The organism is Thiorhodospira sibirica ATCC 700588 (genome assembly GCF_000227725.2).
Classification (GTDB): Bacteria; Pseudomonadota; Gammaproteobacteria; order Ectothiorhodospirales; family Ectothiorhodospiraceae; genus Thiorhodospira; species Thiorhodospira sibirica.
Genome location: NZ_MU255056.1, coordinates 382,659 through 393,421, shown reverse-complemented (window position 1 = coordinate 393,421; position 10,763 = coordinate 382,659). Strand labels below are relative to the sequence as shown.

Annotated in this window: 11 protein-coding genes and 1 pseudogene; 6 read left to right on the top strand and 6 right to left on the bottom strand. The window is 57.6% G+C overall.

What is annotated here, in order from left to right; all coding sequences use genetic code 11:
* Positions 1 to 41: 41 nt before the first annotated feature.
* A pseudogene (locus tag THISIDRAFT_RS01965) lies at positions 42 to 819 on the bottom strand (IS5 family transposase).
* A gap of 340 nt (positions 820 to 1,159) precedes the next feature.
* Between THISIDRAFT_RS01965 and rimI the strand changes: the two are divergent.
* Positions 1,160 to 1,630 carry a ribosomal protein S18-alanine N-acetyltransferase gene (gene rimI / locus THISIDRAFT_RS01960; protein ID WP_006786297.1) on the top strand — a complete coding sequence of 157 codons (471 nt, stop codon included), beginning with the start codon at positions 1,160 to 1,162 and terminating at the stop codon, positions 1,628 to 1,630.
* Between the two features lie 114 nt (positions 1,631 to 1,744).
* On the opposite strand, the gene THISIDRAFT_RS01955 is transcribed toward rimI, so the two are convergent.
* The 5 genes from THISIDRAFT_RS01955 to THISIDRAFT_RS01935 form a co-directional block, all read right to left on the bottom strand.
* Positions 1,745 to 2,077 (bottom strand): high-potential iron-sulfur protein, encoded by a 333-nt coding sequence (locus THISIDRAFT_RS01955; RefSeq protein WP_006786296.1) that lies wholly within the window; start codon positions 2,075 to 2,077, stop codon positions 1,745 to 1,747.
* Between the two features lie 335 nt (positions 2,078 to 2,412).
* Positions 2,413 to 3,825, bottom strand: a complete 1,413-nt coding sequence (locus tag THISIDRAFT_RS01950) for a M48 family metalloprotease (protein WP_246585307.1) — start codon at positions 3,823 to 3,825, stop codon at positions 2,413 to 2,415.
* 100 nt (positions 3,826 to 3,925) lie between these two features.
* The gene (locus tag THISIDRAFT_RS01945) at positions 3,926 to 4,561 is read right to left on the bottom strand and encodes a DUF502 domain-containing protein (RefSeq protein WP_006786294.1); all 636 of its coding nucleotides are present in this window, start codon (positions 4,559 to 4,561) and stop codon (positions 3,926 to 3,928) included.
* Between the two features lie 60 nt (positions 4,562 to 4,621).
* Positions 4,622 to 5,026 carry a barstar family protein gene (locus tag THISIDRAFT_RS01940; protein ID WP_006786293.1) on the bottom strand — a complete coding sequence of 135 codons (405 nt, stop codon included), beginning with the start codon at positions 5,024 to 5,026 and terminating at the stop codon, positions 4,622 to 4,624.
* A 2-nt stretch (positions 5,027 to 5,028) separates the two neighbouring features.
* The gene (locus THISIDRAFT_RS01935; RefSeq protein ID WP_006786292.1) at positions 5,029 to 5,457 is read right to left on the bottom strand and encodes a guanyl-specific ribonuclease; all 429 of its coding nucleotides are present in this window, start codon (positions 5,455 to 5,457) and stop codon (positions 5,029 to 5,031) included.
* A gap of 389 nt (positions 5,458 to 5,846) precedes the next feature.
* On the opposite strand from THISIDRAFT_RS01935, the gene THISIDRAFT_RS01930 reads away from it, so the two are divergent.
* From THISIDRAFT_RS01930 to THISIDRAFT_RS01910, 5 genes are all read left to right on the top strand, one after another.
* The gene (locus THISIDRAFT_RS01930; RefSeq protein ID WP_006786291.1) at positions 5,847 to 6,293 is read left to right on the top strand and encodes a phosphate-starvation-inducible protein PsiE; all 447 of its coding nucleotides are present in this window, start codon (positions 5,847 to 5,849) and stop codon (positions 6,291 to 6,293) included.
* Between the two features lie 31 nt (positions 6,294 to 6,324).
* Positions 6,325 to 7,332, top strand: a complete 1,008-nt coding sequence (locus tag THISIDRAFT_RS01925) for an NAD-dependent epimerase (protein WP_006786290.1) — start codon at positions 6,325 to 6,327, stop codon at positions 7,330 to 7,332.
* 347 nt (positions 7,333 to 7,679) lie between these two features.
* Positions 7,680 to 9,077, top strand: coding sequence for a phosphohexomutase domain-containing protein (locus tag THISIDRAFT_RS01920; RefSeq protein ID WP_006786289.1), 1,398 nt, complete (start codon positions 7,680 to 7,682; stop codon positions 9,075 to 9,077).
* Positions 9,078 to 9,101: 24 nt separating this feature from the next.
* Positions 9,102 to 9,617 carry a 5-(carboxyamino)imidazole ribonucleotide mutase gene (purE, locus tag THISIDRAFT_RS01915; RefSeq protein WP_006786288.1) on the top strand — a complete coding sequence of 172 codons (516 nt, stop codon included), beginning with the start codon at positions 9,102 to 9,104 and terminating at the stop codon, positions 9,615 to 9,617.
* An 8-nt stretch (positions 9,618 to 9,625) separates the two neighbouring features.
* A complete protein-coding gene (locus THISIDRAFT_RS01910) occupies positions 9,626 to 10,756 on the top strand; it encodes a 5-(carboxyamino)imidazole ribonucleotide synthase (RefSeq protein ID WP_006786287.1) in 1,131 nt (376 codons plus the stop codon).
* The last annotated feature ends 7 nt before the right edge of the window (positions 10,757 to 10,763 follow it).

The following is a 10,763-nucleotide window of genomic DNA, read 5'->3' as shown; positions in this document are numbered from 1 at the left end:
GCGTCAGCCATGCGCTCAGAAGCTGTTTGGAAACTACCGCCTCAAACCAAGCGGTTAGCCATCAGTCGACTCATTGCGAGATAAATCCAGGCTTCGCTGCTCGACATCAAGCGCTCGTAGTCCTTGCTCAGACGGCGTGAGTGGTTCAGCCAGCCAAAGGTCCGCTCAACAACCCAGCGTCGCGGCAACAAAACAAACCCTCGGCGCTCCTTGGGACGCAAGACCCCCGTCAAGACGAAACGAAAGCGCTGGGCAACCCAGTCAACCAGGCGTCCACTGTAGCCGCCGTCAACCCAGATCTTGCGCAGCTTTTTGCAATGACCGGGGAGATGGCGCAGGAGTTGGCGCGCCCCATCACGGTCTTGCACGCTGGCGGCGGTGACAACGACGGCCAGCACCAGCCCCAGGGTATCGACCAGAAGATGGCGTTTGCGGCCCTTGATCTTCTTGCCGGCGTCATAGCCGCGCTCACCAGGGATCGCCGTGGGCTTGACGCTTTAGCTGTCCAGACACCCGGCGCTTGGATGCTTGTGACGCCCGTGGCGTTGCCGTAGCCGAGCGCGTAGCCTGTCATGAAGACGCTGCCAGGTTCCATCGCGCCGCCAGCGATTGAAGTCATAGTACACTGCCGACCAGGCAGGAAAGTCGCGCGGCAGCTGACGCCACTGGCAGCCCGTCTGCAGGACATAGAAGATCGCATTGATGACTTGGCGCATGCTGAGCTTACGAGGGCGCCCGACCGGGGCGCTCGGCAACAGCGGCTTGATCGCCTTCCAGGCGCCGTCGCTGAGGTGACTCGGGTAGCGTTTTTTTGCGAATCTTCTTGCTGCATTTCTAGGGCATGTGGGCCACTTCCTAGAAAAAATCGTAGGTTAAGCCATTACGCGATTAATTTCCAAACAGCCTCTAAAGGACGGGGATTCCCAGCATTGCTGCTGAGAGCTTTCCGCTTCGCCGAGACCTGCCAAATGCCTCAAAGAGACACCGGACTTACAGTTTCTCCACAGACTAACCCCGCCAGCCCGGCGGTTAAAATAAAGATAGCATCCATGTATAAAGAGAGCAAGCTACCAAAGAGGAGGCGTCGGGAACAGGAGCACGCTTTGCGTGCTGCGCTATCCCTCCCCGGCCTGAAGGCCGGGGTTTCCCGCGCAAACTGATGAAAAAATTGATCTTGGCCAATGGCCTGACGCTGCGACCGATGCAGCGCGAGGATGTCCCCGTGATGATGTGCATTGAGGAGCAGGCCTATCCATATCCCTGGACGGAGGGGATTTTCAGAGATTGTCTGCGGGCGGGTTATCCCTGCTGGGTGTTATGGCAAGGGCCGAGCCTGCTGGGCTACAGCGTGATCTCGGTGGCAGTGGAGGAGTGTCATCTGCTGAATTTATGCATTGCACCATCGCATCAAGGGCAAGGCTATGGACGTCAGCTGCTTCGCGTCATACTGGATCTTGGCAAAAGCCTGATGGCGAAAACCGCCTTTCTGGAGGTGCGGCCATCCAATACCGCCGCACTTAGATTGTATCTGTCAGAAGGCTTTCATGAAATCGCGGTGCGCAAGCGCTATTATCCGGCCACCCAGGGACGCGAGGATGCCTTGATCCTGAAAAAAACCTTGGTCTCTTAGCGGTGTCTCATGCACAAAAAAGGCGGTCACCTTGCCCGTTGTATCAATCAGGCAAGGCAAACCGCCCAGACGACTAAGCTTTATTACGGCCTGTGGGGACAGGACGCAATTAACTTAGCGCTGTGGTACCCAAGCGCTGCACCAGCCTTCTGCGGCGACCAGCTTGCCGGGGAAGACCGAGCAGCTTCCCCAGCCAGCGGTTCCAGCATCAGGCTTGTACAACAGGCAATTTTCGCAGGTTCTGCCTTCCTGGAACTTGGGATGACCCGCTGCATCGGCAGCAGCATGTTTATAGGCCATGGCTTGGGCTACGGGATCGTTTTCCGTCAGTTTTTGTGCTGCCGCAACGGGCCGCATCACCAGCGAGGCCACTGGAACAGCCACTAAACCGGCAACGCCCAGCTTCAGGAAATGACGCCGAGTTACACTCTTTTTGCTATCAGTCATGCGCTTTTCTCCTCATTTTTTAACAGATTGTGCGGGACAGCCCTGGGTTTGTTGCACGCATCCCCAAGGTGTACGGCGCCAGCAGGCGCTGTTTTGGGTTGTTCCCACGTTTTATCCAGCGAATGCCTACCCCATTTTTGGGCACCGCCAGCTTGTGCTCATAAACAATGAAACCAGGGAAAATAATCCCGTGTCAAAGTGTAGCGCCGGGGGCGTCTTTGTCGCAAGGCAAACATGGACAAAAGCGGATACGCATCAACTCTATGCGCAATTGCCTGAATGTGGCCTGAATAACCGACTTATTTTGTGCGATAAAACCCGGCTCCTCTGAGCGTTCAGGATGCCCGGATAAAGCGCGCCACGATGCTTTGCTTGCTGCGGATGCGCTCCTCAAGGTGTGGCCCTAATCCCGGAATTTTTAAAGCCTGTTCGATCTGCTGCATGGCCTGACGGTATTGCCCCTGATAAAAATGATATTCCGCCATGCTTTCATGACTCAGCGCCATCTGTCCCAGCCTTGCCTGGGCGTCGGCATGCATCCGCAACAGCGCCGGGTCGGGGTGTTCTTGCTCGACCAGCGGCTCAAGGATTTTCAGCGCCCGGCTTGCCTCGCCAGTATTTAACAAGGCGCTGGCATAAAGCTGTGCCACCGGTTGAAAACCGGGATACAGATCGTGTAACAGCGTCAGCTGCGCGAGGGCCTCGCGGTTTGCACCGGCCGCCAGCCAGGCCTCAGCCTTGCCCAGACTTTGATAGAGATACCACGAGGAGGCGGCCTCCAGCGTTTGCAAAACGCGCAGCGCCTCATCCGTTCGACCGCGCTGGATCAGGGCAATGGCATAACCATAGCGGGTGGTTTCGTCGGCTTGGGCAAGACGGTGTTCGCGTTCAAAATGCTGGAGGGTGCGCAGTGGTTCAGCCAGCGCCTGCAGACGTGCCAGCGCGCGCTGAAATTCGGCGCTGTCGTTGCGATAATCGCCCGCATATTGCGCGGCCCGCTGACGGGCATCGCTGATGCGTGAGGCGCTAACCGGGTGGGTGCGCAAAAATTCCGGCACCTGCTCACTCCCCGGCCCGGCCAGTTGCTGCATCCGTTCAAAAAAATCTGCCATCGCCTGCGGGTTATAACCGGCGGCAACCAGGATGCTGATGCCCAAGCGATCCGCCTCCTGTTCACTGGCGCGTGAATGGTTGAGCTTGGCCTGGGCACCGGCCGCCATGCCGCCGACCATCGCCGCCTGACCGAGCTGGGCATCATAGGCACTGGCGAGAATCGCCCCCAGAATCGCCAGTCCGGTGATAAAGTCTATGCGGGCACTGCCGGCATACATGCGTGCAATATGGCGCTGGGTCACATGGGCAATTTCATGCGCAATGACCGCCGCCAGTTCGCTTTCATTGCGGGTAGCCAGCAGCAAGCCGGTATTCACCCCAATAATACCGCCAGGCATCGCAAAGGCATTGATGCGCGCATCATCGACCAGCACAAAGCTGAAATGCGGGTGCGCGTCGGGGGTGCTGGATACCAGCCGATAGCCCAGCGATTGCAGGTAGTTATTCAGCAAGGGGTCTTTATGCAGCGGCAAACGCCCACGCACCTCACGCAGCAACTGCTGGCCCAGTTGTTGCTCCTGCGTGACAGACAGCAGACTGGCGGACGGGTCCCCCATCTCCGGCAAACTGAATTCAGCCTGCACCGGGGACACCCATAAGGTGATACACAACATCAGCGCAGCAAACACAAGCACCCCCCGAATGGCGCAGCCACGGCTACGCGTTGTTTAATCTTATCACCAAATGCGTGGGCGCTGAGAACCGTGCTTATCAAAGCGAAGATAAGGCGATAGCTTAATGAGAGCTCTTGTCGCTTTTGTGGGCAGAGACACCGGCCGTCAGGGTGTAGCGCATGGCATCTTCCAAAGACAGGTTTAACGGTTCCACCCGATCCTTGGGCAGCATCAGGGTGTAGCCGCCGATCTGATAGCTCATCGGCAGATACACGGCGATGGTATCTTGATTGCCCAGATTTTCCGGAAGACCGCGAAAATCCTCGCGGGTGATAAAGCCCACCAGACGAAAATCGGTGCCGGGCAGCGTGACCAATACGGCCTGGCCAAAGCCGTTGCGCATATCGCCACCGGAGAGCAGGTCCATCACATCGCGTACCGTACCGTGGATGGTCTTGACCACCGGAATGCGCTGCACCAGCCCTTCCATCCAGGCAAACAGACCCTGCACGACATAGGCTCGCAGCAAGAAGCCCAGGAGGATAATCAGGACGATGCCGGTCAATAGCCCCAGACCGGGAAAATACAACATATCCGGCAACACCTGCTGTAACAGGGTTCCCAGCACACTATCGGCCAGGCTTCCCAGCCATACGAACAGGGAGAGGGTAATGGCAATCGGCAGGATCGCCGCAAGCCCGGTGATAAAGGCGCGAACCAGCCCACCAAAGGGGTGGCTTTTAAAATCATGTGACATAAGGCAAAGACTATCCTGTGTGGTCTGAATGCGTTTGGCGTAAAACCAAGTGTGGTGTGATCAGCGCAATACGATGAGCGCATGAATGCGGGCGCATGGGCTGTGGCTGGTTTCTTCGACAATCTCCAGAAAGATCTGGGCCGCCTCTGGGCTGCGCTGCGCGAATACCGAAAAATGCGCAAACAGCAATACCAGCGCCGGGCTGTCCGGGTCTTCCCGATCACTTAAGACATCCTGCAGGGCGTCCCAGTTAAAGCCAAAATATGCGGGCAAACGGCAGGCCTGATAGAGCGCATGCAGCAGGGTGTCTTTATCCACCACCGGCGCCTGATCAACGATGGCGACGGCAAAGCCCTCCGCCACAAGCGCCGCGTACAGGTCTTTAACATCGCCGGCAAAATCGACCTGCAATATCGGCCCCTGCGCAGGGTCTTTCAGGGCGCTTAGAATAGGCGCAATGGACATGGCTATTGGACCCGCAAAAAGCTTTGATAATGGTCAGCGGTATAATACACCTCGCCGCCTTGTCCGATCACCAAACGCTGCGGCCCGGCGTGCCGAATCGTCGGCGTGCGCACCACATACTCACGATAATAGCCGCGCTCCCTGGTTGGCAGGCGACCTTCACGATTCTGAAAAACACTGCCATCATTGCGGTGCGGATCGCGCTCCCCGCGCTCAATGCGCGCAAGCTCCGGGGCCAGATCCACCGTCCCGCGATAGGCCAGCCGCCCATCCAGGTCATACACCCGCACGTCCTGAACCAATAAAGGGTTTGCCTGGCTGATCCACGGCCCGTCGGGCGCCATATCCGCGCTTTGACTATAAAAATAACCCGCAATTCCGGCAAATAACGCAAGGCATAAGGCCAGTGCAATGGCAATCCATCTTTTCATCAATATCTTCTCGCTGTGAACATAGGTACGGTCTATTCTAGCGGCATTTGCCCCCAGGCCCTAATCCCATTGGATCATGCCAGTCACGCCCATCCGGCAAACTTGAGATAATGCGCGTGTGTCGATGCGTGAAGCAGAGGTGCTGAATGTTGAGAAGGGATCGCGGGTGAGGCCCCAGCGGAGAGTCTTGTGTGTATGCAGGATGCAGAATATAGTAGCCCATTAAATTCAGTATGCTTGTCGCGATGGGCTAGGATTTACGCGGTGAGTCGGCCACGCAACGGAGTTTCTGGAGATGTTGCGCGGTCTCGGCGTCTCTTTTTTATGCCGCTCGGGTGAGCGGTGTTTCATGTACCCCAAACATTATCTTTACTAGGATTTTTAATTCCATGCGTTTTTCTGCTCATGATACGGGTTTGCACTCGCTGAAGTTTCTTGAGGCGATTGTGCTGATGATTATCACGCTGGCAACCAGCATCGCGATTTTTCAGGAAGTGATGTTTATGGTGGAAAACCGCACAGTGGGTCTGGGGGACCTGCTGTTGCTGTTTATCTATCTGGAAGTGTTGCACATGGTGGCGATTTATCTGAAATCCGGTCAGTTGCCGGTACGGCTGCCGCTGTATATTGCCATTGTTGCGCTGGCGCGTTATCTCATTTTGGATATGAAGTCGATGGATTTTTGGCAGATTATGGGCGTCACCTTGGGCGTTTTGCTGCTGGCCGTCTCTGTGCTGGTGATCCGCTTCGGACATGTGCGCTTTCCCTATGAGGAATATCGGCTGCGCCTGACGGACAAGCCTGCCGAAGCTAAGCCCGGCGAGAAGAAGTCCTAGTGGTGGGTGGTAGCGGCTGGGGGAGTGCGCGGTGAAGGTGCTGGTCACCGGCAGTGCCGGTTTTATCGGCGCGGCCTTGGCGGAGCGTTTGTTGGCGCGGGGTGATGAGGTGATTGGGGTGGATAATCTCAATCCCTATTATGATCTGCGCCTGAAGCGAGCACGTTTGGCGCGGCTGTTGGCGCAGCGCGGTTTTGTGGATATTCGCGCCGATATTGCTGATCAGGCGGCACTAACGGCGGTGTTTGTGCGCCATCGCCCACAGCGAGTGGTTAATCTCGCGGCCCAGGCCGGAGTGCGCTATTCCCTGCAAAATCCACATGCCTATGTTCACAGCAATCTGTTGGGTTTTATCAATATTCTGGAAGCCTGCCGTCATCATGCGGTAGAACATCTGGTATATGCCTCCAGCAGCTCTGTCTATGGCGCTAACACGCGTATGCCCTTTGCGGTGCAGGATAATGTGGATCATCCGCTCAGCCTGTATGCCGCGACTAAAAAATCCAATGAGTTAATGGCGCATTCGTATAGCGCGCTGTATGGCCTACCAACCACCGGGCTGCGCTTTTTTACCGTATATGGCCCGTGGGGACGGCCTGATATGGCGCTGTTTCTGTTTACCCGTAAAATCCTTGCCGGTGAGCCGATTGAGGTATTTAACCACGGTCGGCATAAGCGTGATTTCACCTATATTGACGATATTATCGAAGGGGTGGTGCGTACCCTGGATCAGCCAGCCCGGCCAAATCCCCACTGGAGCGGGGCGCAGCCTGACCCGGCCAGCAGTGCTGCGCCATATCGGCTGTATAATATCGGCAACAGTCAGCCGGTCGATTTATTACGCTATATTGAGGTGCTGGAGCAGTGTCTGGGGCGCACCGCCCGCAAGCAGTTCTTACCCTTGCAGGCCGGGGATGTGGCGGAGACCTTCGCCGATGTCAGCGCCTTGGCAGAAGATCTGGGCTATCGCCCGCAGGTGAGCGTAGAAGAAGGGGTGCGCCATTTCGTCAACTGGTATAAGGCCTTTTACCGCTCATAAATGCTTAGGAAAATCACGATGATCTATGATGATCTTTTGCATGTTCACGCCGTCAACACCAGTGCGGGCGAACCCGTCTTACCTGACGCTTGCGTGCATTTAAGGTCTCGCCTGAGCGCGTCGCGACCATGATCAGCACTTGGTTATCGTGCTGGATAAACTCTATATAACCGCTCGGCAGGTTGTCAAGTTATCGAGTAGTTAAGGTCAAAAGATTTTTTGTCCACGAAAGGCACGAAATCCACGAAATTTTCTTTGTTGTTTTCGTTCGTGCTTTTCGTGTTTTTCGTGGACCCATATTCCAGTTCTGCAGGAAAATAAGAGGTTTTCATAGAAAAACGCATATTATGGCCACCAGTTACAAACCCATGATGCAAAACCGGCTGGCCTGTTTTAAGGCTTATGATATTCGCGGGCGCATTCCTGATGAGCTCAATCCCGAACTGGCCGAGCGGATTGCCCGGGCCTATGCCCGGGTGATCGCACCAACCGGGCCGGTCGCGGTGGGCGAAGATGTGCGCGTACACAGCCCGGCGCTGGCGGCGGCGGTTGCCCGAGGCTTAAACCTGGAAGGTGTGCCGGTCAAGCGCCTAGGGCTGTGCGGAACCGAGATGGTATATCACGCTGCCGCCCAGGCCGGGATGGGCGGCGGTATTATGGTAACCGCCAGCCATAACCCGGCGGATTATAACGGTATGAAACTGGTGGCGGCCGGGGCGGTGCCGATCAGCGGTGACAGCGGTTTGCAGGCCATCGAGGCGCTGTGTCGCAGCGCAGCCTTTGCCGACGCCACGTCCACAGCGGTGACTGAGGCCCTGGATGTAATGCCTGCGTATGTGCAAAAGATGCTCAGCTTTATTGCGCCGAGTCGGCTTAAACCGCTGCATCTGGTGGTGAATGCCGGTCATGGCGCGGCGGGTCCGGCCTTTGACGCCATTGCCGCCCATCTGCCGATCACGGTCACGCGCCTTGCCCATGAACCCAACGGCCAGTTTCCCTTAGGCATTCCCAATCCGCTGTTGCCGGAAAATCGCGCCTTGACCGCGCAGGCGGTGCAGGCCCACGGTGCTGATCTGGGTATTGCCTGGGACGGTGATTTTGACCGCTGCTTTTTTTTCGATGCGCACGGACAGTTCATTGAGGGCTATTATCTGGTCGGCCTGCTGGCCGAGCAGCTCCTGGCCAAGGCGCCGGGGGCAAAGATTGTCCATGATCCCCGGCTGTACTGGAACACACAGCACAAGGTCTGCCAGGCGGGTGGGGTGTGCGTCATGAGCAAAACCGGCCATGCCTTCATCAAGGAGCGAATGCGCGCCGAAGATGCGGTATATGGCGGCGAAATGTCGGCACATCATTATTTTCGGGATTTTGCCTATTGTGACAGTGGGATGATTCCCTGGCTGCTGCTGATACAGGCCATGAGCGAACATGGCCGCACCTTGGCCTCCATGGTGGCGCAGGCCCAGCAGACCTACCCATGCAGCGGCGAAATCAACTTTCAGGTCAGCGATATCGCCGCCACCTTGGCGCGCATCGAGGCGCATTACGCCCCGCAACAGCCGCGCCGCGAACAACTCGACGGCCTGAGCCTGGAATTTGCGCAGTGGCGCTTTAATCTGCGCGGCTCCAACACCGAGCCGGTATTGCGACTCAACGTGGAAACGCGCCAAGACCCGGCGCTATTACAACAAAAAACCGATGAATTGCGCGCCCTGATACGCAACGACGCTCATCAGAGCGACTAAAAGAGCTTTTAACCATTAAATATCATGAATTTAACAACACAAGCCCCGCTGATCGGCGTGGTGATGGGCAGTCAAAGCGACTGGCCCGTCATGCAGCACGCAGTCACGCAATTACAGCAATTCGCCGTGCCCTTTGAGGCGCGTGTCGTCTCCGCCCACCGCACCCCCGATCTTTTATTTGACTATGCCAGCAGCGCCGAGCAACGTGGCTTGCGCTGCATTATTGCCGGGGCGGGTGGCGCGGCGCATCTGCCGGGGATGCTGGCGGCCAAAACCGTACTCCCGGTGCTGGGTGTCCCGGTGCCCTCGCGTTATTTACAGGGGCAGGACTCGCTGCTCTCCATTGTGCAGATGCCCAAAGGCATCCCCGTGGCGACCTTTGCCATCGGCGAGGCCGGGGCCGCCAATGCCGGATTGTTTGCCGTCGCCATGCTGGCCAGTCAGGGGGATGCGCGTTTGCAGCAGGCTTTGCATGATTTCCGCGCCCAACAATGCGCCCAGGTGCTGGCCATGGAATTACCGCTGGAGCCTGCCTCGTGAGTGCGGCGATGATCCTTCCAGGGGCAACCTTGGGAATGCTCGGCGGCGGACAGCTGGGGCGCATGTTCACCGTCGCAGCGCGCACCCTCGGTTATCGGGTGTTGGTTCTGGACCCCGATCCGGGCAGCCCTGCCGGGCGCATTGCCGACCAACATCTACATGCTGCCTATGGCGATCAATGGGCCTTGCAAGAAATTGCCCAGCGCTGTGCGGCGGTCACCACCGAATTTGAAAACATTCCCGCCCAGACCCTGGAAACGCTGGCGCAGCATCTGCCGGTGCGACCCAGTGCCCAGGCGCTGCGCCATACCCAGGACCGGATTCGGGAAAAACAGTTTATTCACGCCACCGGCCTGGCGACCGCGCCGTTTTATCCGATCCAGCACCCCGACGATTTTGCCCCCGCCTTAGCGCAGGTGGGCACCCCGGCCATTCTCAAGCGTGCCGCGCTGGGCTACGATGGCAAAGGCCAGATCAGCATCCGCCAGCCCGGCGAACTGGCTCAGGCCTTTGCCGATCTGGGCGAGGTGGCCTGTGTGCTGGAACAAAAGCTGGTGCTGGAGCGTGAGGTTTCGGTGATTGTGGCGCGCAGTGCCGACGGAGAATGTGCCTGTTATCCGGTGGTGGAAAATATCCACCATCACGGCATCCTGCATCTGAGTCTGGCCCCGGCGCGCATCCCTGAAACCCTGGCGCAACAGGCGCGGGAAATGGCGCAAACGCTGGCCCATGCGCTGGATTATTGCGGGGTGATGGCGGTAGAATTTTTCCTCACCGCCAGCGGCGAATTTCTGGTCAACGAGATTGCGCCGCGTCCGCATAACAGCGGCCATTACACCTTGGATGCCTGTATCACCTCGCAATTTGAGCAGCAGGTGCGCGCCGTGTGTGGCCTGCCCTTTGGGGATACGCAGTTACTTTCGCCGGTGGTGATGGTCAACATCCTCGGCGATGTATGGCAGCAGCACAGCCCCAACTGGGCCGCACTGCTGGCAGAACCCCGCGCCAAACTGCATCTGTATGGCAAAGAACAACCGCGCCCAGGCCGCAAAATGGGGCATTTTTGTGTCCTCGACCCCTGCCTGGAACAGGCCTTGCACAGTGCCGAGCAGATTTTCGCCAGACTGGCCCCTTCGTAGCGGCACC

What these genes read in the sequence shown, in the direction of transcription:
- THISIDRAFT_RS01920 (WP_006786289.1), top strand. Translation starts at nt 7,680, where the DNA reads ATGGCCACCAGTTACAAACCCATGATGCAAAACCGGCTGGCCTGTTTT.
- THISIDRAFT_RS01940 (WP_006786293.1), bottom strand. Translation starts at nt 5,026, where the DNA reads ATGTCCATTGCGCCTATTCTAAGCGCCCTGAAAGACCCTGCGCAGGGG.
- purE (WP_006786288.1), top strand. Translation starts at nt 9,102, where the DNA reads ATGAATTTAACAACACAAGCCCCGCTGATCGGCGTGGTGATGGGCAGT.
- THISIDRAFT_RS01945 (WP_006786294.1), bottom strand. Translation starts at nt 4,561, where the DNA reads ATGTCACATGATTTTAAAAGCCACCCCTTTGGTGGGCTGGTTCGCGCC.
- THISIDRAFT_RS01910 (WP_006786287.1), top strand. Translation starts at nt 9,626, where the DNA reads ATGATCCTTCCAGGGGCAACCTTGGGAATGCTCGGCGGCGGACAGCTG.
- THISIDRAFT_RS01930 (WP_006786291.1), top strand. Translation starts at nt 5,847, where the DNA reads ATGCGTTTTTCTGCTCATGATACGGGTTTGCACTCGCTGAAGTTTCTT.
- THISIDRAFT_RS01935 (WP_006786292.1), bottom strand. Translation starts at nt 5,457, where the DNA reads ATGAAAAGATGGATTGCCATTGCACTGGCCTTATGCCTTGCGTTATTT.
- rimI (WP_006786297.1), top strand. Translation starts at nt 1,160, where the DNA reads ATGAAAAAATTGATCTTGGCCAATGGCCTGACGCTGCGACCGATGCAG.
- THISIDRAFT_RS01955 (WP_006786296.1), bottom strand. Translation starts at nt 2,077, where the DNA reads ATGACTGATAGCAAAAAGAGTGTAACTCGGCGTCATTTCCTGAAGCTG.